Source organism: Halomonas sp. B23F22_20 (assembly GCF_043496985.1).
Classification (GTDB): Bacteria; Pseudomonadota; Gammaproteobacteria; order Pseudomonadales; family Halomonadaceae; genus Halomonas.
In genome coordinates this window covers 34,418-58,941 of the sequence record NZ_JBIEKH010000008.1, presented here as the reverse complement: position 1 = coordinate 58,941, position 24,524 = coordinate 34,418, and the positions used below count along the sequence as shown (strand labels likewise).

Below are 24,524 nucleotides of genomic sequence, written 5' to 3'. Positions count from 1 at the left end.
GCTAGGCTGTGGCTTTCTTCGTTAGGATGTTAAGCATGAACGCTACGACCACCGATCCCCGGGCCACCCAAGGAGTGGGCTTCGGCCTGGCCGCCTACCTGATGTGGGGCTGTTTTCCGCTGTTCTTCGCCCTCTTCGAGGGCGTTCCGGCCTATGAGATCCTCGTGCACCGGGTGCTGTGGTCCTGCGTGTTCCTGGCCGGCGTGGTGACGCTGCTGCGCCGCTGGCGACCGGTAACCGAAGCGCTTGCCCATCCGCGCCGCCTGGGACGCGTGCTGGCCTGCGCGGTGCTGATCGCCGCCAACTGGGGGCTCTACATCTATGCCGTCGAATCCCACCAGGTGCTACAGGCGAGCCTCGGATACTTCCTGACGCCGCTGGTCAACGTCGCGCTTGGCATGCTGGTGCTGCGCGAGCGCATGAGCCGCTTGCAGGGTCTGGCCGTGGCACTGGCAGGCGGCGCCATCGCGCTGCAGGTGGCACTGATCGGCGCCTTGCCATGGATCAGCCTGGTGCTGGCCCTGACCTTCGGCACCTACGGCCTGTTGCGCAAGCAGGTGCCACTGGACGGCCTCTCGGGCCTGTTCGTGGAAACGCTGTTGCTGATGCCGCTCGGTCTGCTGGCCCTGGCGGGGCTCCAACAGGCCGGCATGTCGCACTTCCTGGGCGAGCCCCATACCACCTGGCTACTGGTGGCCAGCGGCGTGATCACTGCGCTACCCCTGCTCGCCTTTGCCGGGGCCGCGCGTCGTCTGCGCCTGGCCACGCTGGGCTTTCTGATGTACCTGAATCCCAGCCTGCAGTTCCTGCTCGCCCTGCTGGTCTTCGACGAGCCTCTGGATCCGATACGCCTGGGCACCTTCATGCTGATCTGGGTCGGGCTGGCACTCTACAGCTGGACGCTCTGGCCGCGGCGAACGGTGTCGGCGGCGCAGCGCTGAATCATGGTGAGGTGAGCCCTACGGTCCGACGTCGCGAGATATCGTCATCACGCTCGCGACCTGGGCATGGGTCGGCTAATCTCCCGACATGATCGTCGCCCCTCCCCCCCCAGGCGCCCCGCTGCTGCTCGTAGGCGCCGGCCATGCGCACCTGCACCTGATCCGCCAGCGCCGGCAGCTGCCCGCGAAGCGGGTCATACTGCTCGATCCCGGTGGCTTCTGGTACTCCGGCATGGCCAGCGGCATGTTGGGGGGGCAGTTTACGCCACAGGCCGATCGCCTCGACCCCATGCAACTGGCCCGGCGCCATGGCGTGGAAGGCATCCGCGGCCGGCTGTCGGGGCTGGACCTGGGGCGCCGCGAGGCTTTGCTGTCGAACGGACACCGACTGGCCGTCGCCGCCATTTCGCTGAACCTGGGATCGACGCTGCACCTCCCTGCTGCTCAGCCCGAAGGCCCCGCCGTGTGGCCGGTCAAGCCGATTCCGCGCCTCCTGGCACTGCGGCGTCATTTGAGCCGGGCGTTCGATAGCGACCAGCGGCTCAACCTGCTGGTCGTGGGCGGCGGCGCCAGCGGCATCGAGATGGCCTGCCAGCTCCGCGCCTTGGCGGATCGCCACGATGCCACCCCCGAGATCCGCCTGCTGACCCGTGCGCCGGAACTGCTGCCAGGCGCCCCAAGGGGCGCCATCCACTGGCTGAGACGCCGACTCGCCAGACGCGGAATTACCGTCATGACCGGGCTCGAATGCTGCGGGCCAACTCGCGGCGGCGTGATGGTAGCGTCGCTGAACTCGTCCTGGGGCGAAGACAGCTACCGGTTCCTGGCCGCGGATCATGTCGTCCATGCCACCGGGCTGTCGCCTCCCGACATCGTCGGACGGCTCGGACTGCCGATCCTGCCCAGCCGCGGCCTGGCGGTCACCGCCACCCTGCAGAGCCCGGCGGCTCCTTGGGTCTTCGCCGCCGGCGACTGCGCGGCCATGATCGATCATGAACTGCCGCGGCTCGGCGTCTATGGGGTGCGCCAGGCGCCGGTGCTGCTGGCCAACATCGCCGCCTATCTCCAAGGCGACGCGCCGCACCCGTATCATCCCCAGCCTCGGGCACTGTCGATCCTCGACCTCGGCGATGGCCAGGCGCTGGCCATTCGCGGACGCCACTGGTGGGGCGGACGCCTCGCCTGGTGGTGGAAGCGCCGACTGGACGAGCGCTTCCTGTCGGGCTATCGCTGAGGACGCGCCTCAGGCCGAAGCGGCCAGGGCCTGATCCAGGTCGGCGATGAGGTCGTCGATGTGCTCGATGCCGATGGACAACCGCACCATGTCCGCCGTGACACCGGCGGCCTTCAGTTCTTCGTCGTTGAGCTGGCGGTGGGTGGTAGTGGCAGGGATCGACGAGCAGGTCTTGGCGTCACCGATGTTAACCAGTCGCAGGATCAGCCCCAGTGCATCGTAGAAGCGCGCGCCCGCCTCGCGACCGCCCTGAATGCCGAAGCTGAGGATACCCGAGGCGTGCCCGCCCATGTAGTGTCGCGCCAGGCCATGATCCGGGTGACTCTCAAGTCCGGCGTACTGCACCCAGGTTACCCGCGGATGTTGCTCCAGGTACTCCGCCACTCGCTGGGCGTTGTCACAGATGCGCTCGATGCGCAACGCCAGGGTCTCGAGCCCCTGAAGCAGGTTCCAGGCGGACTGGGCGGAAAGCGCCGCACCCATGTTACGCAACGGCACCACCCGGGCGCGGCCGATGAAGGCGGCCTCGCCTAGATCCCGGGTATAGCAGACGCCGTGATAGGAGGGGTCGGGCTCGTTGAGCAGCGGGAAGCGCGCGGCATGATCGGCCCAGGGGAAGCGGCCCGAGTCAACGATTACACCGCCCACGGTGGTGCCGTGCCCGCCGATGTACTTGGTGGCGGAATGGATGACCACATCCGCCCCGTGCTCGATGGGCCGGCACAGGAAGGGCGTAGGCACGGTATTGTCGACCATCAGCGGTACGCCGTGGCGGTGGGCCAGCTCGGCCAGGCCCGCCAGATCCACCACGCCGCCGGAGGGATTGCCGACGCTCTCGCAGAATACCGCCTTGGTTCGGGCGTCGATCAGGCCCTCCATGGCCTCGAGGTCATCCTTGTCGGCGAAACGCACCTCGATGCCCTGACGCGGCAGGGTATGGGCGAAGAGGTTGTAGGTGCCGCCGTAGAGTTCGCTGATCGAGACGATGTTGTCGCCGGCCTCGGCGACGGTCTGGATGGCGTAGGTGATGGCCGCCATGCCGGACGCCACCGCCAGGCCGGCAATACCGCCCTCCAGGGCCGCCAGTCGCTGCTCCAGTACGGCACAGGTGGGGTTCATGATCCGGGAGTAGATATTGCCCTCGACCTTGAGATCGAAGAGATCCGCGGCATGCTGGGCGCTGTCGAAGGCGAAGGACGTGGTCTGATGAATCGGCACGGCGACGGCATGCTGATCATCCGGGGCATAACCGTGATGCAGGGCGAGCGTTTCGCGCTTCATGGCGTATCCTTGATCGAAAGACAATGCGTGAGAAGTGTATCGGCCGATACTAACTCACTGCTGATGCCTCGGCCTCTTATCGTTTAGTCTGCATGAGTTCTCCCTCGACCACGACGGGCACCGGATGCTCAAACGCTACCTGCCGATCCTCTCCTGGCTACCCCATTACAACCGCCGCCTGTGCGGCGCCGATCTGCTGGCCGGCCTGATCGTCACCATCATGGTCATTCCCCAGTCGCTGGCCTATGCCCTGCTGGCCGGACTGCCCGCCGTGGTCGGCCTCTACGCCAGCATCCTGCCACTGGCGGCCTATGCCCTGCTCGGCACCAGTCGCACCCTGGCGGTCGGGCCGGTGGCCATCATCGCGCTGATGACCGGCGCGGCCCTGTCGGGCGTGGCACCGCCGGGCAGCCCGGCCTACCTGGAGGCAGCCCTGGTGCTGTCGCTGCTCTCCGGCGCCATGCTCGCAGTGATGGGCTTGCTGCGAATGGGCTTCTTCGCCAACTTCCTCAGCCATCCGGTCATCGGCGGTTTCCTCTCCGCCTCGGGGCTGCTGATCGCCATCAGCCAGCTCTCCCACCTGCTCGGCATCGACGCCAGCGGCTACACCGCCTTCGCCTTGCTGACCAGCCTGTCGCGCCACCTGCCGACGCTCCACTGGCCGACCCTGGCCGTCGGCGCCGGCAGCCTGATGTTCCTGGTCGCGGTGCGGCGCTGGGGACAACCGGCGCTGCGGGCCATCGGCCTGCCTCGGGGGCTGGCCGCCCTGATCGCCCGCGCCGGCCCGGTGTTCGCGGTGATCGCCACCACGGCGCTGAGCGCCTGGCTCGATCTGGCCAAGCACGGAGTGGCAGTGGTCGGCACCATCCCCGGGGGACTGCCGCCGCTGACCCTGCCCGGCTTCGATGGCTCGCTGTGGCGCCCGCTGATGGTGCCGGCGCTGCTGATCAGCGTGGTGGGCTTCGTCGAGTCGATTTCCATGGCGCAGATGCTCGCCGCCAAGCGCCGCGAGCGGATTTCACCCAACCAGGAGCTGATCGGACTGGGCGGGGCCAACCTGCTGGCGGCCGTCTCCGGAGGCATGCCCGTCACCGGCGGCCTTTCACGCACCGTGATCAACTTCGAATCCGGCGCCCGCACCCCCATGGCCGGGCTATTCGCGGCACTCGGCATCGGGCTGGTGACCCTGGCGCTGACCCCACTGCTTGCCCACCTGCCGGTAGCCACCCTGGCGGCTACCATCACCGTGGCCATCCTGACCCTGGTCGACGTACCACTGATCCGCCGGACCTGGCGCTACTCGCGCAGCGATTTCTCGGCCATGGCGCTGACCATGGCGTTAACCCTGGGGGAAGGCGTCGAAGCGGGGATCATCGGGGGTGTGATGCTGTCGATCATGCTGTTCCTGTACCGCACCAGCCGCCCCCATAGCGCGGTGGTCGGCCGCATTCAGGGCACCGAGCACTTCCGCAGCGTGACCCGCCACGACACCGAAACGGTCAGCCACCTGGCTCTGCTGCGGATCGATGAAAGTCTCTACTTCGCCAACGCCCGCTACCTGGAGGACACCCTCTACGCCCTGGTGGCAAGCCGACCGGAGCTGGAGCACGTGGTGCTGATCTGCTCGGCGGTCAACCTGATCGATGCCTCGGCCCTGGAAAGCCTGGATGCCATCAACGCCCGTCTCAAGGACTCCCGGGTCACCCTGCACCTCGCCGAGGTCAAGGGCCCGGTGATGGACCAGCTCAAGAAGAGCACCTTCCTCGACGACCTCGCCGGACGCGTTTTCCTCAGCACCTATTCGGCCTGGAGCGAGCTCAGCCGGCCGTCGTCTTGACTCCGAACGACCGACAACCGACATGAGCTTTGGACCCGGCGTCGGAACCGGACGCCAGTAGAAAATATCCACTATTTGCCGGGATGACGATCGTCCTGGGAAGTGGCCACGATTCTCGACAGTGGCGATGATCGGGTATCATGATCGCCCATTCACGGGAACGGCCACACCATGGACAGCACGCCCAAGCAGAATCTCGGCATCAGCGCCTACAGCTGGCTCAAGCACGACATCATCCGCGGGGTCTTCCAACCCGGCGAGAAGCTGCTGATGAGCCGCCTGAAGGAACGCTACGACCTGGGCATCGGCCCGCTGCGCGAGGCGCTGTCCCAGCTGGTCGCCGAACGCCTGGTGGTGGCCATCAGCCAGCGCGGCTATCGGGTCGCGCCGATGTCCCGGGAAGAGCTCGCCGACCTCTACGATGCCCGCGCGCAGTTGGAGGGGCTGGTGCTGGAACTGGCCATCCAGCGCGGCGACGATGCCTGGGAGGCCGATATCCTGGCCAAGGCCCACACCCTGGCCAAGGTCATGGAGGTCCACTCCGCCGAGGAGATGCTCGACGTCTGGGACGCCCGTCACAAGGCCTTCCACACCGCCATCGCGACCGGCTGCAACTCGCCCCACCTGATGCAGCTGCGCCAGCATCTGTTCGACCAGGTCGAGCGCTATCGCCACCTGTGGCTATGCGAGACGGTGTTCTCCGAACAGGCCCTGGAGAGCAAACGCCAGGAGCATGCCGCCCTGGTCGAGGTCATCCTGGCCCGTGATGCCGAGCGCGCGCGGCCCATGATGCGCGACCACCTGATGACGCCAGTACCCATCATCCTCGAGGTCATGCAGCAGCGCGGGCTAGCCTGACCGGCGACGGCGCACCGACGCCCCGAGCCGAACCGGGCGGTCGAATCCGGCACGCCGATGTCGCTCACCGTCATGGTCCTGTCACGGCCCGATGCGACACTCGGAAACGTCATAGAGAGCCCAGAGAGGAGTGCTCGCCATGCCCATGCCCCATCTGCTGCGCCTGACCCGCGACCAGGAGCTACGCCTAGACCGTCTGGCCGACCGCTGCGGCCTGTCGCGCGCCGAACTGCTCGAGCGCCTGGTGGCCGAGGGCCTCGCCGGCCTCGAGACCGAACTGATGATCGAGGGCGCCGGCCTGCGCCGGACCGAGCGCAGCATCGACCAGCTGCTGCGCGAGAGCGGGCTGGGGGCCTGAGCTGCGGGCTGCGGGATTCCAGCTTCAGGCAAAGAGGCTGCGAAAGCGACGATACTCATCCAGTGCCCGTTCGGCCGACACCGCCGCCAGGCGCACCTCCCGCCCGGGAAGGCACTGGGCCAGCCTTGCACAGGCCAACGGCGTCAGGGCCCCCAGGCGGGGGTAGCCGCCGATGGTCTGACGATCGTTGAGCAGCGCGATGGGCTGGCCGTCCGGCGGCACCTGAACCGCCCCCAGCCCCAAACCCTCCGAGACCATGCTCGTCAACCGGCACGCAAGCCGCGGCCCCTTGAGCCGAATCCCCATGCGATCGGCACGATCGTCGACCGTCCAGGCCGCGTTGAAGGCCGCGAACAGGCTGGCGCCTTCGAAGTCGGCGATCTGGGCGCCAGGTATCAGCCCCAGTCGTGGTACCGCCTCGTAGTCGGGCCGCCGATCGACGGGCACTTCAGGTTCGCCCCCTTCCCGCCCCGCCTCCGGGGCAACTACCAGGCGATCGTCCGCGTCCAGCGGACGCCCATGGCCATCGTGGCCCCCCAGGCCCTCGCGTGCCACGGCGCTGACGCTGCCCAGCACAGGCGCGGCCCGAAAGCCGCCGGCCACGGCCAGGTAGGCGCGCAGGCCACTCACCGGCTGGGCGAAGGCCAGGCACTGGCCGGCACGCATGGGGAAACGCCGCCAGGGCGCCAGGGGGGCATCGTCCAGGGTCGCGCCCAGGTCGGCGCCACACACCGCCAGGGTCAGGTCACGCTCGGCCTCGAGCGTCAAGCCGCCAAGGGTCACCTCAAGCGCCGCCGCGCCCCAAGCGTTGCCCGCCAGGCGATTGGCCCAGGCCCAGGCGTGCAGGTCGGCAGGCCCGCCCTGGGTCACACCCAGGCGTCGCACGCCGAAGCGGCCGGCGTCCTGTAGCAGTGCCAGGGGACCGGCGTGCACCACCCGCAGCCCCGTTATCGCGTCGCTCATGGGGGCGCCTCCATGGGGCTGGTGTCACCGCCCAGCCGCGCGAACTCGTCCCGGCTGACCGCCACGAAACGCACCCGATCGCCCAGCGCCAGCAGGCCGAAGCCGTCTCGGTGGCGATCGAAGAGTCGCGCCGAGGTGCGCCCGATCAGGTTCCAGCCGCCCGGCGAGACGGCCGGATAGGCCGCCGTCTGGCGCCCGGCGATACCCACGCTGCCGGCGGGTACTTTCTTGCGCGGCGTCTCGAGTCGAGGGCATTCGAGGCATTCGGCCACACTGCCCATAAAGGCGAAGCCCGGCGCAAAGCCCAGCGCATAGACCCGGTAGGTGGTTCCGGCATGGCAGGCAACGGTATCGGCCACGCTCATCCCTGCCCGCTCGGCCAGGCTCTCCAGTTCCGGCCCTACCCGTGGGTCATACCAGGTCGGCAGCTCGCGCAAGGGCGCCTCGCGATCCGCGTCATCGTCGGGCGTCAGGCTCGCCAGTACAGCGGATAGGCGCTGCCGCGCCTCGGCGGGCGTCAGCGCGAGCGGGTCGAAGACCACCAGCAGGGTGGTGTAGGACGGCACCAGGTCGACCAGCGCCTCGCCGAAGGCGGTCTCGCAGTCGCGCACCAGGGCCGTCAGCCAGGGCAGGTTGGCCTCGTCGATGGCCGCGAACAATCGCACCAGCCAGCCGTCCAGTCCGGCGGCCTCCAGGCGCGGCAGGGCCGGCTCCGCCATCAGCTGGCCTCCGGATCGTGCAGCGCCGCCCGGATCGCCTTGATGGCGGCGATCGACTCGGCATTGTCGCCGTGCACGCAGAGGGTATCGGCGCTCAGCACCAGCTCGCTGCCATCGCGGGCGATCAGCGGCTGGCCGTGGGCGATGCGCCGCGCCTGGTCGACGATCGTCTCGGGATCGTGATGCACCGCCCCCGGCTCGCGCCGCGAGACCAGGCGCCCCTCGGCGTCGTAGGCGCGATCGGCGAAGGCCTCGAACCATAGGGTGACGCCGTGCTCGGCGGCCAGCGCCCCGGCCTGAGAGTTGTCGCGAGTGGCCATGACCATCAGCGGAAGCGCGGGATCGAAGGCGACCAGCGCCCGCATCACGCCGGCCAGAACCTCTGGATCACGCATCATGTCGTTGTAGAGCGCCCCGTGGGGCTTGATGTAGCCCAGCGACAGGCCCTCGGCGCGGCATACGCCCGCCAGGGCCCCGGCCTGATAGAGCACCAGGTTCTCGATTTCCTCAGGGGTACAGGACATGGAACGTCGACCGAAGCCCGCCATGTCGGGGTAGGCCGGATGCGCCCCTACGGTGACGCCGTGCTTGCGCGCCAGACGCACCGTCATGCGGATCACGTCCGGATCGGAGGCATGGAAGCCACAGGCCACGTTGGCCAGGTCCACATGCGGCATCACCTCGGCATCCATGCCCATGGTCCAGGCGCCGAAGCTTTCGCCCATGTCGGCATTGAGCAGCAGGGTCTTCATCGCTACCTCGACGGAAAAGGGTTCATCGGCCATAACCTATCAGGCCACCGGCGCCATGGCATCACCAGGGCGGGGGCAAAGCGTTGATTCATCGCCTCGCCGATCGCTGCCGTGTCCATGGCCTTACCCGCTATGCTCATGGCATCGCCATATCATTCGACAATGCTCGCGGCCGGGACGTCGAGGGATCATCGTCCCGACCCCACCATGGGAGGATTCGCCAATGCCCCTGCGCCATACCCTGCCCCGCCTGGCGACCGCCGTCGCCCTCGGCGTCGGCCTTGCCCCCCAGGCCGCCACCGTCCAGGCCGCCACCGAGTGGGACATGCCCACCCCCTACGGCGACCGCACCTTCCACACCGTCAACATCCGCGAGTTCACCGACGACGTGCGCGAGGCCACCGACGGCGAACTGGATATCACCGTGCACGCCAACGGCTCGCTGATCGGCCACGCCGAGATCAAGAACTCCGTGCGCCGCGGCATCGTGCCGATCGGAGAGCTGATCATGTCGCGGCTGGCCAACGAGAATCCGATCTTCGAGGTCGACTCCGTGCCCTATCTGGCGGCCAGCTACGACGACGCCCGGGCCCTATGGGACGCCTCACGGGAGGTCATCGCCGAGGAGCTGTCCGCCCAGGGCCTGCGCCTGCTGTTCGCCGTGCCCTGGCCGCCCCAGGGCATCTATACCCAGCAGGAGATCGAGGCACCGGAGGACCTGCAGAACCTCAGCATGCGCGCCTACAACGCCGCCAGCGAGCGGCTCGCCCAGCTGGCCGGGGCGGTGCCCACCCAGGTCGAGGTGCCGGACATCCCCACCGCCTTCAGCACCGGACGGGTGGATGCCATGATCACCTCGCCGGCCACCGGCGCCGATACCAAGGCCTGGGACTACCTGAGCCACTTCAACCACGCCCAGCTGTGGCTGCCCAAGAACATGGTGATCGTCAGCGAACGTGCCTTCTCGCGGCTCGACGACGCCACCCGGGAGGCGGTGATCGACGCCGCCGACGCCGCCGAGCAGCGCGGCTGGGAGATGAGCCGCCAGGAGACCGACGAGGCACTGTCGGTACTGCAGGACAACGGCATCGAGGTGTCCACCCCGACGCCGGCGCTGGCCGCCAAGCTCGAGGAGATCGGCGCCACCATGACGGATGAATGGGCCGAGCGCGCCGGCGAACAGGGTGCGGCCATCCTCGAGGCCTATCGCGCCGGCGAGGAATGAAGCATCGACCGTGGCGGCCCGCGAGCGCTTCGGGCCGCACCGCCCCTCCCGCAGGGTGGGAGCCTCACACCCCGCCCAGAAGGCACGCGACAGGGAGCCGACGCCATGACCTATCGACTCAGGCCCCTCTACACCCTGGGCGGCTACCTGTCCGCCGCCTGCCTGGTGCTGATCTGCACCCTGATCAGCGCCCAGATCGTCGGGCGGCTCATCGACATCCTGGCCACCGCCCTGGGCGGCGAGCGGATCGGCCTGGCCATTCCGGGGCTGGCCGAGATCTCCGGCTTCCTGCTGGTCGGCGCCACCTTCCTGGGGCTGTCCTACACCTTCATCCATGGCGCCCACATTCGCGTGACCCTGCTGATCGGCCGGCTGCCGGTCCGCTACCGGGTCGTCGTCGAGGTGGCCTGCCTGAGCGTTGCCCTGGCGCTGTGCCTCTACCTGGCGTACTACCTCTACCGGCTGCTGGCCGACAGCATCGCCTTCGGCGAGACCTCCTACGGCCTGCTGAGTATCCCGCTGTGGCTGCCGCAATCGGCCATGCTGGCCGGCATCGTGCTGTTCTGCCTGGCGCTGGGCGAGGCCTGGTGGCAGGCCCTGGTGGCCGCGGTACGCCACCCGGAGGCCTTCAGCCTCGACGACAGCCAGGAATGAGGCCTCGCCATGCTGATGCTGACCACCACCCTGTTCGTGACCCTGCTGGTGCTGCTGGGCAGCGGCGTCTGGGTCGCCTTCTCGCTGCTCGGCCTGGGCTGGCTGGCACTCAGCCAGTTCACCACGATTCCCACCGGCGACGTCATGGCCTCCGACATCTGGGGCGCCAGCTACAGCTGGGAGCTTACCGCCCTGCCGATGTTCATCTGGATGGGCGAGATCCTGTTCCGTTCGCGTCTGGCCGACGACATGTTCACCGGGCTCTCGCCCTGGATGCAGCGCATCCCCGGCCGGCTGCTGCACACCAACGTGGTGGGCTGCGGACTGTTCGCCGCAGTGTCCGGCTCCTCGGCGGCCACCTGCGCCACCATGGGCCGCATGACCATCCCCGAACTCACTCGCCGCGGCTATGACGAGCAACTGGTGATCGGTACACTGGCCGGCTCGGCCACCCTGGGTCTGCTGATCCCGCCCTCGATCATCCTGATCGTCTATGGCGTGGCCACCGATCAGTCGATCGCCCGTCTGTTCATCGCCGGCATCTTTCCCGGGCTGCTGCTGATCGGCCTGTTCGCCGGCTACCTGATGCTGTGGGCCTGGCGGCATCCCGACCGCGTGCCGGCGGCCGATGCCCGGCTGTCCTGGGGCGAGCGCCTGCGCCGCTCGCGGCGGCTGATGCCGCTGCTGGCGCTGATCGTGGGCGTGATCGGCTCGATCTACGCCGGCCTGGCCTCGCCCACCGAGGCCGCGGCGGTGGGCGTGGTGCTGTCGCTGCTGCTGGCCAGGGTGCAAGGCAGCATGGACCGCGGGGTGTTCCGCGACGCCCTGCTCGGCGCGGTGCGCACCTCCTGCATGATCGCCTTCATCCTCGCCGGCGCCTCCTTTCTCACCGCCGCCATGGGCTTCACCGGGCTGCCCAGCGACCTGGCGGCCTGGATCGGCACCCTGGGGCTGTCGCCGGTGATGCTGCTGGGGGCGCTGACGCTGCTGTTCATCCTGCTGGGCTGCTTCCTGGACGGCATCTCGGTGGTGGTGCTCACCACCTCCATCCTGCTGCCCATGGTGGAGGCCGCCGGCATCGACCTGATCTGGTTCGGCATCTACCTGGTGATCGTGGTGGAGATGTCGCAGATCACCCCGCCGATCGGCTTCAACCTGTTCGTGCTGCAGGGCATGACCGGCCGCAACATCCTCAGCATCGCCTGGGCGGCGCTGCCGTTCTTCTTCCTGATGATGCTCGGGGTGCTGCTGATCGGCCTCTTCCCGGGGATCGTCACCTACCTGCCCGGCCTGATGGGGAACCGCTGACGGCGTGGTTCAAGCTTGCCGCCCCGCCTCGGCCTCCCGCCGGGCCACCGCCAAGGCAGCCCGCGGGTCACGGGGGTAGAAACGCTCCGGCTGGCGTGCCACATGGGCGAAGACCCGGGTGTCCTTGTAGGGCATCTTCATGAACCCCGACACCCCGAGCCCCTCGATCAGCGCGACGGCGTCGAGGATGTCGTCGAGGCGGCGGCGGAATTCCTCCTCCCGGGACGGGTCGAGCAGCCGGTAGTGGCTATGGATCTTGAGGTGCTCGGGCAACGCCTCGAAGATGATCATGCCGGTGTGGTGGATGTCGTTGAGCGCCTCGAGGGAGGTGATGATGGCCTCGGGCAGCACCAGGAACTCCTCGGGGTCCGGTCCATCCTCGAAATAGCTGTGCAGTCGCGAGCGGTCTTCAAGCTCCGGCACTGCGCTGACCTCGTACTCGAGCCGCATGTCCGGGGTGATCACGAAGGGGCGTTCCGGCCCCTCACGCTCCAGGTGCAGGGTATCGCGGGCGTTGAACAGGCAGCTCTTGAAGATGCCCTGGCGATGGATGGCCCGGGCCAGGGTCACCATATTGTTGACCGCCGCCACGAAGGCCGGCTTGAGGGTCGAGTCGTGCAGGTTGAGCGAGGAGTCGATGTAGACGCCGTCGGCCTCCCAGCGCACCGCCAGCCCACCCACCACCGGATACTTGCCGAGCCGGCTCACCGCCGCCAGGAAGGCCTTCTCGGTCTCGCCCATGCCCTGCATGAAGTTCTTGTAGTAGCGATCGAGCTGAACGTCGTTGACGTCGTTGAGGGTCTCGCGCACGCCCTCCTCGCGCAGGAAGGACTTGCGCGAGCTGTAGACCACGGTGTCGATCTCGCGACCGGCGGGCCGGGTCCACACCGGCACCAGCGGGGACTCCGGCGGGCTTGGCAGGTCGAGCATCACCAGCTTGCCCAGCCGCGGCATCTCGCGGAGGAAATGGTCGCCGGCCCTGAGGCGCACTCGCGGGTCGGGATCGAGCATGCCATCGAGCATGCGGGCGAACTCCATGGGCAGGCCGAGCGAGGTGGCCGGCATGGCACGGTGTCCGAAGCGGCACGACTGCGCCGAGGCCAGGGCATAGAGGGTGCCCGCGGCGCCCTGCTCGTCGAAGCGCGGCGACGACAGCGCGCCGTTGAGTTGGTCGTCGCCGATGAAGTAGACGTCGCCCAGCCGGGCGTTGGTCTGCTGCAGGTTGTCCGACATCAGTTCCATGACGTTGGCGGCCACGAACTGCTGGTTGGCATCGAGCTGGGCGAACACCGAGGAGCCCCAGTCGATCAGGGCGACGGTCTCGTTCCGGCCGTCGAACACCAGGTTGGAGGGCTTGATGTCGCCGTGCACCACGGGCCTGCCGGCGGGCCCGGACTCGCGACGCAGCGCGCCCAGGATATCGGCCAGCTGGGCGGCGATGCGCACGATCAGCCGCGGCGACAGCCGCCCCTCACGCAGCGAGACCTCCTCCAGGTTCTCGCCGGGAGCACGCTGCATGACCAGGATCGACTGGTTGCGCACCCGCTGGAAGACGATCAGTCGCGGCACCCGGGGATGGGCGACCTGCTCCAGCATGAAGGCCTCCTCCTCGAGGCGATCCTGCAGGTGCTGGGGCAGGTTGACCCGGGTGAACTTGAACACGTACTCCTCGCCGCTGGCGGTCAGACCGGCGAACACGAAGCCATAGGCGCCCTTGCCGATCAGCTCGATGCGGCGATAGCCCAGCTGCTCGAGCTGGGCCCGGCACAGCGCCACCCATTCCTTGAGCTTGCGCGCGTCGTGGTGGCTCAGCAGATAGACCGACTGGTCTTCCGGGATATAGAACTGCTGCAGCGGCGCCTGTGTCATGTCGTCGATCTGCCTTCAGCGGACGCATAGCGGCCCCGGACGATGCCGCCGCGTGATCCGAGCATCGTGGCCACGCGGCGGCACCGACTCAGGAGAGTTCCAGAAGCATGGTCTCCGGCTCTTCCAGGTAGCCCTTCCAGGCATTGCAGAATCGGGCGATGGTGCCGCCGTCGAGCAGGCGATGATCGCCGGCCCAGGTCACGGTCATGATCGCCCGCCGGGTGACATCGCCTGCCGCATCGAAGCGCGGTAGCCACTGGCTCTTGCCGATGGCCACGATCGCCACTTCCGGGGCGTTGATGATCGGCGCGGCATAGGTGCCGCCCAGGGCCCCGATGTTGGAGATGCTGATGGTGCCGTCCCGCAGGTCGGCCTGGGCCACCCGCCCTTCCCGGGCCTCACCGGTGAGCCGCTGGATCTCGTGGGCCACGTCCAGCAGGCTGCGATGCTCCACGCCCTTGACGTTGGGCACCATCAGCCCCGCCTTGCCGTCCACCGCCATGCCGATGTTGCAGGACGGCAGGTAGTGGATCTCGTCGGCGGCGTCGTTGAGCCGGCTGTTGAGCAGCGGGAAGTCCTGGATCGCCAGCGCCATGGCCTTCATGAAGAACGGCATCAGCGTGAGCCGGGTGTCCCTGGCCTCGGCGCGGGGCTTGAGCCGTTCGCGCAGCGCCAGCAGCTCGGTGACATCGATCTCCTCGCCGTACTGGAAATGCGGGATGGTCGAGGCCGAGGCCACCATCTGCCGCGCCATGGCAGCGCGCACGCCGCGCAGCGGCTCGACGCGGACCTCGCCCGGCTCGGTCGCCGCCGGCGTCGCCTCAGGAGCCGGCCTGGCCGGCGCTGCGGCTGAACGCGTCCCGTCGCCCTCGACGAAGGCCATCACATCGCCCTTGAGTACCCGTCCGTCCTTGCCGGAGCCGGAGATGTCCTCGAGGCGCAGTTCGTGCTCGCGCACCAGGCGGCGTACCGCCGGGCTGGCCGGAATCCGCCCGTGGGGCCCCTTGCCCGTTCCACCCGGCGACACCGAACGCGGCTCAGGCGTCTCGGCCTTGGGCGTCTGGGCGGTCGACGTGCCGCCTCTCGATGCCGCCTGGGCGGACGCACCGCCCTCTGCCGCGGCGTCTTCGGGCACGTAGGCGAACAGCGGGGCATGGACCTTGGCGATCTCGCCCTTGGCCACGTGCAGCCGGGTGACTCGGCCGGCCTCGGGGGCGGTGATCTCGACCATCGCCTTGTCGGTCATGACGTCGACCACCGGCTGATCCTCGGCGAGCGTCTCGCCCTCGGCCACGCGCCACTCGACCACCTCGCACTCGACGATGCCTTCGCCGATATCCGGCAGGATAAAGTCCTTTGTCTGGCCCGACGGCGCAGAGGCTCCGTCTGGACTCGACGGTGCGGCCTGGGCCTCAGGGGCGGCCGTCGCCGTCGTCGCGCTTGACCTCGCCTCGTCGGGCGCACCGGCACTCCCCTCGGCCTCGTAGGCGAACAGCGGCGCATGCACCTTGGCGATCTCGCCCTTGGCCACGTGCAGCCGGGTGACCCGGCCGGTCTCCGGCGCGGTGATCTCGACCAGCGCCTTGTCGGTCATCACCTCGACCACCGGCTGGTCTTCTTCGATGGCGTCGCCCTCGGCGACCCGCCATTCCACGACTTCGCACTCCACGATACCCTCGCCGATATCGGGCAGCTTGAACTCGGTCATTTTCCTTCTCCCGTCCTGATATCGGTCGTCAAAAGTTCACGCTTTCGCGAATGGCCTCGAAGACCTTGAGGTGGTCCGCCAGGTACTCCTTCTCCAGGGTCAGCGGGAAGGGCGTATCCAGGCCGGTCACGCGCAGGATCGGCGATTCCAGGTACAGGAAGCAGCGCTCCTGGATGGTGGCGGCGATCTCGCCGGCGAACCCGCCGGTGAGTGGTGCCTCGTGGGTCACCACCAGTCGGCCCGTCTTGAGCACGGACTCCGCGACGGTGTCGGCGTCCCAGGGCAGGATCGAGCGCAGGTCGATGACCTCGCAGGAGATGCCCTCCTTCTCGGCCAGCTCCACCGCCTTGTCGATGATCTCCATCTGGGCGCCCCAACCCACCAGGGTGACGTCGGCGCCCTCCTTGGTAACCTCGGCCTCGCCCAGTGGCAGCTGATAGTCCTCCTCCGGCACCTCGCCGGTGGACGCCCGGTAGAGACGCTTGGGCTCGAAGAACAGCACCGGGTCCGGGTCGCGGATCGACGCCAGCAGCAGTCCCTTGGCCTCGTAGGGGTTACGCGGCACCACGATCTTGAGCCCCGGCGTATGGGCGAAGTAGGCCTCCGGCGACTGGGAATGGTAGTGGCCGCCGGAAATGCCGCCGCCGTAGGGCGCGCGAATGGTCAGCCCGCCGACGTTGAACAGGTCGCCGGAGCGATAGCGGAACTTGGCGGTCTCGTTGACGATCTGGTCGAAGGCCGGAAAGATGTAGTCGGCGAATTGGATCTCCGCCACCGGCACCGAGCCCTGGGCGGCCAGGCCGTTGGCGAAGCCGATGATGCCCTGCTCCACCAGCGGCGTATTGAAGCAGCGGGCCTTGCCGTAGCGCTCCTGGAGATGGCTGGTGGCACGAAAGACGCCACCGAAGCTCCCCACGTCCTCGCCGAAGCACAGCACCTTCTCGTCCTCGGCCATGGCGATGTCCAGGGCGTTATTGATCGCCTGCAGCATGTTCATGGTCGGCATCTCAGGACTCTCCCTCGTCGTTGGCCTCGGTGCGACTCAGTTCGGGGTCCAGGAAGCGAGCGCCCCTGGGATAGGCATCGGGGTGGCGGCGGATATGCGCCTTGAGGGCATCGAGCTGCTGCTGCAGGGCCGGCGTAACCTCGGCGTAGACATCGCTGACCAGGGTATCCAGGGCAGGCGGCGGACGCTTCTCGGCGCGCTTCATGGTATCCAGCACCTCGCGCCGCAGCTGCTCCTGGAGCGTCTTCTCCTCGTCGTCGTCCCACCAGCCCTGGGCGTTCATCCAGCGCTGCATGCGCAGGATCGGATCCTTCTCCCGCCAGGCCTCCTCCTCCTTGCGCGAACGGTAGCCGGAAGGGTCATCCGAGGAGGAGTGAGCGGCCAGGCGGTAGGTCATGGCCTCGATCAGCACCGGCTTGTTGTGCTCGACGGCGATGCGTCGCGCCTCCTCGGTGGCACGATGCACCGCCAGGATGTCGTTGCCGTCGACGCGGATCACGTGCATGCGATAGCCGAAGGCCCGCGGCGCCACGCCATCGGCGGCGAACTGCTCGATGGCCGGGGTGGAGATGGCATAACCGTTGTTGCGGCAGAAGAAGATCACCGGCACCTCGTGCACCGCGGCCATGTTCAGGGCGGCGTGGAAATCCCCCTCCGAGGCGGCCCCCTCGCCGAAGAACACCAGGGTGCACAGGCCCTCGCCGGCCAGCTTCTGGCCATAGGCATAGCCGGTGGCCTGGGGAATCTGGGTGGCCAGCGGCGAGGAGATGGTCATGTAGTGCAGCTTGCGCGACCCGTAGTGGATCGGCATCTGACGGCCCTTGCCGTAGTCCAGCTCGTTGCCGAACAGCTGGTTCATGAACTCGTCGAAGCTGAAGCCGCGGTAGACCAGCGCCCCCTGCTCTCGGTACTGGGCCATGATCATGTCGGCGTCGTCCAGCGCCGCGGTGGCGCCGATCACGGCGGCCTCCTCGCCGGTGCACTGCATGTAGAACGACAGCCGACCCTGTCGCTGGGCCGCCATCATCCGCTCATCGAGCACTCGGGTGGCGATCATCGCCCGGTAGATGGCGCGGGCCTGGTCTCTATCCAGCGTCGGCGCCTCGGCTCCCTCGTGGAGGGTGCCCTCCTGGGTGAGGACGCGATAGGTGGGAATGCTGAACTCGTCCCCGGCCAGGAATTCCGGCGCGTGGATGTCTCGCGTTGTGGTCATCGTCATGATCCTTACCCCTTTTGGGGGCAGTGTTGTCTCTATTCTTTCGGACCGCCAGGGGATTGCCCCGACGCCGATCAACGCACACCATTGACGTTAACGTAAACTGCGATAGCTGGATAGTCCTCGATTGGTCGCATGCCAGCTCTTCGTCGCCTGCGCTAGCCGGTCACCGACGCCGACGCCGGCTGCAGGCGAGCAAAGACGCTGTCGACGGTCAGCGCCAGCAGGCCGATCAGCAGTGCCCCCTGGAGCACGTAGGCGGTGTTGCCGTTGACGATGCCCGAGATGATGGGATCGCCCAGGTTGCTCGCGCCCACGGTGGCGCCGATCGCCGCCGTGGCGATGTTGATGGTGACCGAGGTGCGGATGCCGGCCAGGATTACCGGCGCGGCCAGCGGCAGCTCCACCTGGCGAAGTAGCTGGCCGTCGGTCATGCCCATGCCACGGGCCGCCTCGCTCACCCCGGGGTCGATGCCCTGGAGCCCCGCCAGGGTATTGCGCACGATCGGCAGCAGGCCGTAGAGCAGCAGCGCCACGATGATCGGCAGCGTGCCGAAGCCCAGCACCGGCACCGCCAGCGCCAGCACCGCCACCGGCGGGAAGGTCTGGCCGATGGAGGCCAGCTGGGCGACCAGCGGCAGGAAGTCGCGCCCGACGCGGCGCGTCACCGCCACCGCCGCCCCGACGCCAATGACCACCGCGGCAAGCGCCGCCACCCCGACCACCAGCAGGTGACGGCCGAGCAGGGTCAGGAAATCGGCGCGCGCGTAGATGACGCTACGGCTGTCGGTCTCTACCAGGCGAAACAGGCCCTCGAGTTGCTCCATGCCAAGACAGGCGCCAAGCAAAAGGCCGCCCCACAGCAGCGGCGCGAGCCAGCGCCGCACACCACGCACCGCGACTTCGCTTGCCGCCTCAGTCATGGGCCTTGGCTCCCACCAGCTTGCGCAGCGACAGCTCGCCGACCGGCATGTCCTCGTCGTCGACGACCGCCAGGCGCTCGGCATGGCGCCACAGCATGATCGATAGCGCCTCGCGCAGCGTGGCATGCTGGGAGACGCGCTCTCGCGGCAGCAGTCGCGGGCTGAGCGGCAGCATGCGCTCGCTGACCGAGAGCAACGCCGCTTCCTTGAGGCCGCGATCCTCGCCGCCGAGCAGCGACTCGACGAAATCGTCGGCGGGCTCGCGCAGCAGTTCGAGCGGATGCCCCTGCTGCTTGATGCGTCCCTGGTCCATGACCACCAATCGGTCAGCCAGGCGCAGCGCCTCGTCCATGTCGTGGGTGACGAAGACAATGGTCTTCTGCAGCCGGGACTGGAGGTCGCGCAGCTCTTCCTGAAGGGTCTCGCGGGTGATCGGGTCGAGCGCCCCGAAGGGCTCGTCCATCAGCAGGATATCGGGATCGGCGGCCAGCGCACGTGCCACCCCGACCCGCTGGGCCTGACCGCCGGACAGCTGGCGCGGATACTTGCCGGCGAACTCGTCCATGGACAGGCCGAGCATCGCCATCAACTCCTCCACCCGCTCTCGGATCCTAGCCTGGGGCCATTTGAGGAGCCGGGGCACGAGCCCGATATTGCGCTCCACGGTCCAATGCGGAAACAGGCCGGTGCTCTGGATGGCATAGCCCATGCGCCGGCGAAGCGACTCCTCGCGAAATTCACGGATCTGCTGGCCGTCGATATGGATCTCACCGTCACTGTGCTCGATCAACCGATTGATCATGCGCAGGGTCGTCGACTTTCCGCATCCGGAGGTGCCCACCAGCACGCATAGTTCGCCGCGCTCCACGCGCAGCGAGATGTCGTCCACCGCGGTCGTCTCGCCGAAGCGCTTGGTCACGTGGATGAGTTCGATCATGTCGCCCCTCCTGGGCGCAGCAGGTCGGTCAAGGCGCCCAGCAGGGCATCGGCGACGAGCGCCATGACCAGGATCGGCAGGGCCCCGAGCAGCACCAGGTCCATGGCGGCCTGCCCAAGGCCTTGAAAGATGAAGGTGCCGAGACCGCCGGCACCGATCAGCGCGGCCACGGCGGTGAGCCCGATCGCCTGCACCGTGGTAATGCGGCCCCCCTCCAGAATCACCGGCAGCGCCAGCGGCAACCGCACCTGGCGAAACACCTGAGCCCGGCTCATGCCCATGCCCCGCGCGGCGTCGATGACACCGGGGTCCACTTCATCGAGGGCCACGTAAGTATTGCGCACCATGGGCAGCAGGCTGTAGCCGACCAGTGCCAGCAGCGCCGGCGCCCAACCGATACCGCTGATCCCCAGCGCCGCCAGCCAGCCGACATGGGCCGACAGCCAGGCCAGCGGTGCCAGCAGCAGCCCGAACAGCGCCAGGCTGGGAATGGTCTGGAGGAAGTTGAGCACCGCGAACCCCAGGGTGCGAAGCCGCTCCCAGCGTCGCATGGTCAGCGCCAGGCACACGCCGAGCACCAGGCTGATGCCCACCGCGGCGCCGACCAGCAGCAGGTGCTCGCCGATGGCGGCGATGAAAGCCGCACTGCGCCCCTCGAACTCCTGGCGCAGCGCCAGCGGTTCGAGCCCGAACGTCAGCCAGGCGGCCAGGCTCACCAGCGGTGCCAGCAGCAGCGACCATCCCAGCGGACGCGACAGCGACAGGCGCGTACGCAGCTCGATCATCGCCAGGAGCAGCAGGAACAGCGCGACCCAGACGCCGGCGCCAACGCCCATGCGCGCCTGGGGAAGGTCGGCGTCGACCAGCCTGGCCGCCGCCAGGGCCAGCCAGGCCGGCAGCGCCACCAGCATGACCACCACCAGCCCCAGCGCCAGGCGCAGCCGCTCGCGCGACGGGCGCCAGGCCAGCCACAGCACGGCCAGCATCGGCAGCAGGCTGATCGCAAGCCCCGGCAGGCCGACAACGCCCCAGGCGGCATGGCCCTGCCCCGGCACGATGCGATTGGGTGCCACGCTGACCGCATCGAGCCCCAACCAGCCGACCAGCGTCGCCAGCAGCAGGCTCACCAGCACCACATTGGGGCGAGTCGCGTCCCTGCTCACGCTGCCCTTGATCTGCCCATCACTCATTCGTCCAGGGTATCGAGGAAGTCGCTGGCCACCTTGGCCGGATCGAGGCCATTGACGGCCACGTCGCCGTTGAGGCGCTGCAGGGTATCGCGGTCCAGGGCTTCGAAGACCGGCGCCAGCAGCGTCTCGATCTCGGGGTGTGCCTCGAGGACACTGGCACGCACCACCGGCGCGGGCTGGTAGACGGGCTGTACGCCCAGAGTGTCGTCCATCACCACCAGGTCCAGCGCCTTGAGCCCGCCGTCGGTGCCATAGGTCATGGCAGCATTGACGCCGCTGGTCTGCTGGGCGGCAGCACGCATGGTCGCCGCGGTGTTGCCGCCGGACAGCACCAGCAGTTCGTCGTCGGAGAGCTCGAAGCCATAGGCCTGCTGGAAGGCCGGTAGCGCCTGGGGCGACTCGACGAATTCGGCACTCGCCGCCAGCTTGAAGTCGCCACCCTCGTTCAGGTAGCCAGCCAGGTCCTCGAGACTGGTCAAGCCATGCTCTCGGGCCAGCTCCCCGCGCACACTGATCGCCCAGGTATTGTTGGCCTCGGCAGGCGTCAACCACACCAGATCGTTGTGCTCGAGATCCTTCTGCTTGACGGTGTCATAGGCCTGCTCGGCGTCCTTCCATACCGGGCTGTCGGCCATGTCGAAGAAGAAGGCGCCGTTGCCGGTGTACTCTGGATACAGATCGATCTCACCGGCGGTCAGCGCACCACGCACGATGCTGGTGGCGCCCAGCTGCAGGCGGTTCTCCACCTCGATGCCGCCGGCCTCCAGGCGCTGGAGGACCAGCTGGCCCAGCACCGACCCTTCGGTATCGATCTTGGAAGCGACCACCACCGGCGCTCCCGAATCCTGGGCCTGGGCCGTGGCCAGGGACATCAAGGTGCCGGCCGCCACGGCGGCGAGACGCGTCAATGCTGGCTTCATGGTTACCACCCGCTTCCTTGTTGAATGTATGCTGATTATAAGGCCCGTACAGCTTGGCTGTCAGAACGGCATCTCAACGCCAGGAACCCGAACGTATGCCGCCATTCCACGACGATCACCTCGCCTGGCGCCATCCCCTGGTACGGGACCTGGCCTGGCTGCTGCAGGCCCCCGACCTGCTCACGCTGGAGCGGCCCGGTCGCCCCGCTCCCGCGGAGCTTGGCCTGCCGGACGACGACGCCCTGGCCGACTATCTGGGCCGGCTGGAGACTGCCCCCGAACGGCTGGAGCGTTATGTCGGCGGCACGCTGCAGGGCAGGATGGGGCATTATCACGAACGCCTGTGGCAGTTCCTGCTCGACACCGCGCCGGGCACCCGCCTGCTGACCCACAACCTGGCCGTCCTGCGGGATCGGCGCACCCTGGGCGAGCTCGACATGCTCTACGCCGTGGCGGCCGACCCTACGCCGGTGCATTTCGAGGTTGCCATCAAGTACTACCTGGGGCTTCCCGAAGGGCCTGGCGACGAGTGCGACCAGGCGCGCTGGATCGGTCCGGGCGGACTGGACAGCCTGGCCATCAAGCGCCGTCATCTCGAGACTCATCAGCTGCCGCTGGCCCATACCCCGGCGGCCCGCGAGGCGCTGGCCGAGCGCTTGGGCGCTCCGGTTCCCCACCTCCGGCAGCGCCTGGCCATGCCCGGCGTACTGTTCTATCCCTGGCACGCGTCACTGCCCTCGCCCCGCGCCGCCGGTACCGATCACCACCGGGGCCACTGGCTGCACTGGCGAGACTGGCCACAGCTGCGCGCGACCTATCCACGCACCGCCGGGGGCGTCTGGCTATGCAAGCCCCATTGGCTGGCCCTTCCCCATCCTCAGCGCCTGCCCCCGCTGGAGGTACTCGAACACCGGCTGCGAGCGCACTTCGCCAGCGGCGGTGCACCGGTCCAGCTGGCGTTGAGGCACTCGAAGGACACGGCGGCCACCTGGCAGCGGGTGTTCGTTGTCGATGACGACTGGCCGAGACAGATGCCTCTGCCGCCCGCCGAGACATGAAATACCCGGCACTCGGCCGGGCGCACAGGGTTGGCAGGAACCTCGAGGGCTATCGGCCAGCCGCTAACGACGACCGTTGTCGTCCGACCAGCCGCGTTCGAGGGCCGCGCAGGCCAGCGTGATCAGGCCGGCCAGTACCAGGTAGATCAGGGCCATCAGCAGCAGCGGCTCATAGACCATGTAGGTTTCCTGACGAATGCGCCCGAACACGGCATAGGTATCCACGGCGGCAATGGTGGCGACCAGCGGGGTGGCCTTGAGCTGGATGATCAGTTCGCCATTGAGGGTCGGCAATACGCGCTGAACGGCCCGAGGCAGCCAGATGCGCCGCAGGATCGTCAGCGGATGCATGCCCAGGGCCCTGGCCGCTTCCAGCTCGCCCTTCGGCACGCCGGCGAATCCCCCGCGCATCACCTCGCCCTCGTAGCCGGCGAATGACAGCGTCAGGGCCGCGAAGGCGTAGGGCCAGGACTCGATGAGGTAGGGCCACAGCCAGCTCTGGCGCATCCCCGGCAAGTAGGGGAACAGCGAGCCGAGACCGTAGTACAGCAGCCAGATCTGTAGCAGCAGCGGGGTGCCGCGAATCAGGGTGCAGAACCCCCGGGCAGCCCATGCCAGGGGTCGCGGCCCCGTCACCTGCACCAGCCCGAGCGGAATCGCCAGCAGGAAGCCCGCAACGCTCGTCGTCACCAGCAGCACCAGGGTCAGCCAGAGCCCATCGAGGATCGCATCGCGATAATCGACCAGCCAATCCCAACGCATGTGCAGCGCCATCAGCGTGATGGCCAGCGAGGCGACGGCGATCAGCAACAGACGATGCGGCGGCAGGCGTCGTTCAGCCATGTGGCATCCCCCTGGTCGCGCGGCGCTCCAGCGCCTTGAAGAAGAGATTCGAGACCAGCGAGACGAGCAGATAGAGCACCCCCGCCGCACACAGGAACAACAGGTGATGCTTGGTGGCGCCGGCCGCCTGACGCGCGGCCAGCGTCAGTTCGGTAAAGCCGACCACGGCCAGCAGCGCGGTGTCCTTGGTGGCGATCAGCCACAGGTTGGAGAGCCCAGGCAGCGCTCCCGGCAGCATGGCCGGCAGGGTGATGCGGCGAAAGGTCTTGGCGGGTGACATGCCAAGCGAATGGGCCGCCTCGATCTGGCCGCGGGGAATGGCGCGAATCGCCCCGCGTATCACCTCGGTGGCGTAGGCGCCCTGGACCAGGGCAATCACCGCGATGCCGGAGGCGAAGGGGCCGATACTCACCTCGCCGAGGCCGATCATGGCCGACACCCGGTTGAGCGCCTCGGGCACGGCGAAATAGAGCAGCAGGATCAACACCAGCTCCGGCACCGCGCGTATGACGGTGGTATAGCACGCCAGCAGGTCACGGATGACCGGGCCGCCGGAGAGTTTGCCGGCCGCACCGGCCATGCCGATCATCAGTCCCAACAGATAGCCGCCGCCCGCAACCTGCAGTGATAGCCAGAGCCCGTCAAGCAAGGCACCTCCCCAGCCGGGCGGCGCCAGCGCGAGCAATTCACTGATGCCCATGTCGCGATAGTTCATGACGCCGGA

General features: G+C 68.2%; 23 protein-coding genes. 9 read left to right on the top strand and 14 right to left on the bottom strand.

Annotation, left to right across the window (positions count from 1 at the left end; all coding sequences use genetic code 11):
• Positions 1–35 precede the first annotated feature (35 nt).
• Together rarD and ACGTN6_RS08255 are read left to right on the top strand one after the other, a co-directional pair.
• Positions 36–941, top strand: coding sequence for an EamA family transporter RarD (rarD, locus tag ACGTN6_RS08260; protein ID WP_394590902.1), 906 nt, complete (start codon positions 36–38; stop codon positions 939–941).
• Between the two features lie 88 nt (positions 942–1,029).
• Entirely contained in the window at positions 1,030–2,175 is a 1,146-nt protein-coding gene (locus ACGTN6_RS08255) for an NAD(P)/FAD-dependent oxidoreductase (RefSeq protein WP_394590901.1), read from the top strand.
• A 9-nt stretch (positions 2,176–2,184) separates the two neighbouring features.
• Here the strand turns inward: ACGTN6_RS08255 and ACGTN6_RS08250 are convergent, their stop codons facing one another.
• On the bottom strand, positions 2,185–3,456 hold the full coding sequence (locus ACGTN6_RS08250) for an O-acetylhomoserine aminocarboxypropyltransferase/cysteine synthase family protein (protein ID WP_394590899.1): 1,272 nt from the start codon (positions 3,454–3,456) through the stop codon (positions 2,185–2,187).
• Positions 3,457–3,580: 124 nt separating this feature from the next.
• Between ACGTN6_RS08250 and ACGTN6_RS08245 the strand changes: the two genes are divergently transcribed.
• The 3 genes from ACGTN6_RS08245 (at position 3,581) to ACGTN6_RS08235 (ending at position 6,509) form a co-directional block, all read left to right on the top strand.
• A complete protein-coding gene (locus ACGTN6_RS08245; protein WP_394590898.1) occupies positions 3,581–5,293 on the top strand; it encodes a SulP family inorganic anion transporter in 1,713 nt (570 codons plus the stop codon).
• A gap of 171 nt (positions 5,294–5,464) precedes the next feature.
• The gene (gene csiR, locus ACGTN6_RS08240; protein WP_394590897.1) at positions 5,465–6,151 is read left to right on the top strand and encodes a DNA-binding transcriptional regulator CsiR; all 687 of its coding nucleotides are present in this window, start codon (positions 5,465–5,467) and stop codon (positions 6,149–6,151) included.
• A 139-nt stretch (positions 6,152–6,290) separates the two neighbouring features.
• Positions 6,291–6,509 carry a hypothetical protein gene (locus ACGTN6_RS08235; RefSeq protein WP_394590896.1) on the top strand — a complete coding sequence of 73 codons (219 nt, stop codon included), beginning with the start codon at positions 6,291–6,293 and terminating at the stop codon, positions 6,507–6,509.
• A 24-nt stretch (positions 6,510–6,533) separates the two neighbouring features.
• On the opposite strand, the gene ACGTN6_RS08230 is transcribed toward ACGTN6_RS08235, so the two are convergent.
• From ACGTN6_RS08230 to ACGTN6_RS08220, 3 genes are read right to left on the bottom strand one after another with little or no spacing between them, the layout of a single operon-like run.
• A complete protein-coding gene (locus ACGTN6_RS08230) occupies positions 6,534–7,472 on the bottom strand; it encodes a 5-oxoprolinase subunit C family protein (RefSeq protein WP_394590895.1) in 939 nt (312 codons plus the stop codon).
• Positions 7,469–8,191: a 5-oxoprolinase subunit PxpB gene (pxpB, locus tag ACGTN6_RS08225; RefSeq protein ID WP_394590894.1), complete on the bottom strand. Its 723-nt coding sequence runs from the start codon at positions 8,189–8,191 to the stop codon at positions 7,469–7,471. The genes ACGTN6_RS08230 and pxpB overlap by 4 nt, the downstream gene beginning before the upstream one ends.
• Positions 8,191–8,943, bottom strand: coding sequence for a 5-oxoprolinase subunit PxpA (locus ACGTN6_RS08220; protein ID WP_394591065.1), 753 nt, complete (start codon positions 8,941–8,943; stop codon positions 8,191–8,193). Before ACGTN6_RS08220 ends, pxpB begins: the two co-directional genes overlap by 1 nt.
• Positions 8,944–9,166: 223 nt before the next feature.
• Here ACGTN6_RS08220 and ACGTN6_RS08215 point away from each other — a divergent pair, with 223 nt between their 5' ends.
• The 3 genes from ACGTN6_RS08215 (at position 9,167) to ACGTN6_RS08205 (ending at position 12,130) form a co-directional block, all read left to right on the top strand.
• Positions 9,167–10,168 (top strand): TRAP transporter substrate-binding protein, encoded by a 1,002-nt coding sequence (locus ACGTN6_RS08215; RefSeq protein WP_394590893.1) that lies wholly within the window; start codon positions 9,167–9,169, stop codon positions 10,166–10,168.
• 105 nt (positions 10,169–10,273) lie between these two features.
• A complete protein-coding gene (locus tag ACGTN6_RS08210) occupies positions 10,274–10,822 on the top strand; it encodes a TRAP transporter small permease (protein WP_394590892.1) in 549 nt (182 codons plus the stop codon).
• 9 nt (positions 10,823–10,831) lie between these two features.
• Positions 10,832–12,130: a TRAP transporter large permease gene (locus tag ACGTN6_RS08205; protein ID WP_394590891.1), complete on the top strand. Its 1,299-nt coding sequence runs from the start codon at positions 10,832–10,834 to the stop codon at positions 12,128–12,130.
• 9 nt (positions 12,131–12,139) lie between these two features.
• Here the strand turns inward: ACGTN6_RS08205 and ACGTN6_RS08200 are convergent, their stop codons facing one another.
• The 8 genes from ACGTN6_RS08200 to osmF form a co-directional block, all read right to left on the bottom strand.
• A complete protein-coding gene (locus tag ACGTN6_RS08200; RefSeq protein ID WP_394590889.1) occupies positions 12,140–13,999 on the bottom strand; it encodes a protein kinase domain-containing protein in 1,860 nt (619 codons plus the stop codon).
• Between the two features lie 88 nt (positions 14,000–14,087).
• Positions 14,088–15,707 carry a dihydrolipoyllysine-residue acetyltransferase gene (locus ACGTN6_RS08195; RefSeq protein ID WP_394590888.1) on the bottom strand — a complete coding sequence of 540 codons (1,620 nt, stop codon included), beginning with the start codon at positions 15,705–15,707 and terminating at the stop codon, positions 14,088–14,090.
• Positions 15,708–15,735: 28 nt separating this feature from the next.
• On the bottom strand, positions 15,736–16,713 hold the full coding sequence (locus tag ACGTN6_RS08190; protein WP_394590887.1) for an alpha-ketoacid dehydrogenase subunit beta: 978 nt from the start codon (positions 16,711–16,713) through the stop codon (positions 15,736–15,738).
• A 1-nt stretch (position 16,714) separates the two neighbouring features.
• Entirely contained in the window at positions 16,715–17,932 is a 1,218-nt protein-coding gene (locus ACGTN6_RS08185; protein ID WP_394590886.1) for a thiamine pyrophosphate-dependent dehydrogenase E1 component subunit alpha, read from the bottom strand.
• Between the two features lie 155 nt (positions 17,933–18,087).
• Complete coding sequence (locus ACGTN6_RS08180) at positions 18,088–18,852, bottom strand: ABC transporter permease (protein ID WP_394590885.1); 765 nt, start codon at positions 18,850–18,852, stop codon at positions 18,088–18,090.
• The gene (locus ACGTN6_RS08175; RefSeq protein ID WP_394590883.1) at positions 18,845–19,789 is read right to left on the bottom strand and encodes an ABC transporter ATP-binding protein; all 945 of its coding nucleotides are present in this window, start codon (positions 19,787–19,789) and stop codon (positions 18,845–18,847) included. The genes ACGTN6_RS08180 and ACGTN6_RS08175 overlap by 8 nt, the downstream gene beginning before the upstream one ends.
• A complete protein-coding gene (locus ACGTN6_RS08170; RefSeq protein WP_394590882.1) occupies positions 19,786–20,979 on the bottom strand; it encodes an ABC transporter permease in 1,194 nt (397 codons plus the stop codon). The genes ACGTN6_RS08175 and ACGTN6_RS08170 overlap by 4 nt, the downstream gene beginning before the upstream one ends.
• Positions 20,976–21,899: a glycine betaine ABC transporter substrate-binding protein OsmF gene (osmF, locus tag ACGTN6_RS08165; RefSeq protein WP_394590881.1), complete on the bottom strand. Its 924-nt coding sequence runs from the start codon at positions 21,897–21,899 to the stop codon at positions 20,976–20,978. The genes ACGTN6_RS08170 and osmF overlap by 4 nt, the downstream gene beginning before the upstream one ends.
• A 95-nt stretch (positions 21,900–21,994) precedes the next feature.
• Between osmF and ACGTN6_RS08160 the strand changes: the two genes are divergently transcribed.
• The gene (locus ACGTN6_RS08160; protein ID WP_394590880.1) at positions 21,995–22,957 is read left to right on the top strand and encodes a DUF1853 family protein; all 963 of its coding nucleotides are present in this window, start codon (positions 21,995–21,997) and stop codon (positions 22,955–22,957) included.
• A gap of 63 nt (positions 22,958–23,020) precedes the next feature.
• Here the strand turns inward: ACGTN6_RS08160 and ACGTN6_RS08155 are convergent, their stop codons facing one another.
• Positions 23,021–23,800 (bottom strand): ABC transporter permease, encoded by a 780-nt coding sequence (locus ACGTN6_RS08155; protein WP_394590879.1) that lies wholly within the window; start codon positions 23,798–23,800, stop codon positions 23,021–23,023.
• Positions 23,793–24,515, bottom strand: coding sequence for an ABC transporter permease (locus tag ACGTN6_RS08150; protein ID WP_394590878.1), 723 nt, complete (start codon positions 24,513–24,515; stop codon positions 23,793–23,795). Before ACGTN6_RS08150 ends, ACGTN6_RS08155 begins: the two co-directional genes overlap by 8 nt.
• Between the last annotated feature and the right edge of the window lie 9 nt (positions 24,516–24,524).

Bases quoted from the DNA above. Each gene is read 5' to 3' on its own strand.
- rarD (WP_394590902.1), top strand. From the start codon at position 36: ATGAACGCTACGACCACCGATCCCCGGGCCACCCAAGGAGTGGGCTTC.
- ACGTN6_RS08255 (WP_394590901.1), top strand. From the start codon at position 1,030: ATGATCGTCGCCCCTCCCCCCCCAGGCGCCCCGCTGCTGCTCGTAGGC.
- ACGTN6_RS08250 (WP_394590899.1), bottom strand. From the start codon at position 3,456: ATGAAGCGCGAAACGCTCGCCCTGCATCACGGTTATGCCCCGGATGAT.
- ACGTN6_RS08245 (WP_394590898.1), top strand. From the start codon at position 3,581: ATGCTCAAACGCTACCTGCCGATCCTCTCCTGGCTACCCCATTACAAC.
- csiR (WP_394590897.1), top strand. From the start codon at position 5,465: ATGGACAGCACGCCCAAGCAGAATCTCGGCATCAGCGCCTACAGCTGG.
- ACGTN6_RS08235 (WP_394590896.1), top strand. From the start codon at position 6,291: ATGCCCATGCCCCATCTGCTGCGCCTGACCCGCGACCAGGAGCTACGC.
- ACGTN6_RS08230 (WP_394590895.1), bottom strand. From the start codon at position 7,472: ATGAGCGACGCGATAACGGGGCTGCGGGTGGTGCACGCCGGTCCCCTG.
- pxpB (WP_394590894.1), bottom strand. From the start codon at position 8,191: ATGGCGGAGCCGGCCCTGCCGCGCCTGGAGGCCGCCGGACTGGACGGC.
- ACGTN6_RS08220 (WP_394591065.1), bottom strand. From the start codon at position 8,943: ATGAAGACCCTGCTGCTCAATGCCGACATGGGCGAAAGCTTCGGCGCC.
- ACGTN6_RS08215 (WP_394590893.1), top strand. From the start codon at position 9,167: ATGCCCCTGCGCCATACCCTGCCCCGCCTGGCGACCGCCGTCGCCCTC.
- ACGTN6_RS08210 (WP_394590892.1), top strand. From the start codon at position 10,274: ATGACCTATCGACTCAGGCCCCTCTACACCCTGGGCGGCTACCTGTCC.
- ACGTN6_RS08205 (WP_394590891.1), top strand. From the start codon at position 10,832: ATGCTGATGCTGACCACCACCCTGTTCGTGACCCTGCTGGTGCTGCTG.
- ACGTN6_RS08200 (WP_394590889.1), bottom strand. From the start codon at position 13,999: ATGACACAGGCGCCGCTGCAGCAGTTCTATATCCCGGAAGACCAGTCG.
- ACGTN6_RS08195 (WP_394590888.1), bottom strand. From the start codon at position 15,707: ATGACCGAGTTCAAGCTGCCCGATATCGGCGAGGGTATCGTGGAGTGC.
- ACGTN6_RS08190 (WP_394590887.1), bottom strand. From the start codon at position 16,713: ATGCCGACCATGAACATGCTGCAGGCGATCAATAACGCCCTGGACATC.
- ACGTN6_RS08185 (WP_394590886.1), bottom strand. From the start codon at position 17,932: ATGACGATGACCACAACGCGAGACATCCACGCGCCGGAATTCCTGGCC.
- ACGTN6_RS08180 (WP_394590885.1), bottom strand. From the start codon at position 18,852: ATGACTGAGGCGGCAAGCGAAGTCGCGGTGCGTGGTGTGCGGCGCTGG.
- ACGTN6_RS08175 (WP_394590883.1), bottom strand. From the start codon at position 19,789: ATGATCGAACTCATCCACGTGACCAAGCGCTTCGGCGAGACGACCGCG.
- ACGTN6_RS08170 (WP_394590882.1), bottom strand. From the start codon at position 20,979: ATGAGTGATGGGCAGATCAAGGGCAGCGTGAGCAGGGACGCGACTCGC.
- osmF (WP_394590881.1), bottom strand. From the start codon at position 21,899: ATGAAGCCAGCATTGACGCGTCTCGCCGCCGTGGCGGCCGGCACCTTG.
- ACGTN6_RS08160 (WP_394590880.1), top strand. From the start codon at position 21,995: ATGCCGCCATTCCACGACGATCACCTCGCCTGGCGCCATCCCCTGGTA.
- ACGTN6_RS08155 (WP_394590879.1), bottom strand. From the start codon at position 23,800: ATGGCTGAACGACGCCTGCCGCCGCATCGTCTGTTGCTGATCGCCGTC.
- ACGTN6_RS08150 (WP_394590878.1), bottom strand. From the start codon at position 24,515: ATGAACTATCGCGACATGGGCATCAGTGAATTGCTCGCGCTGGCGCCG.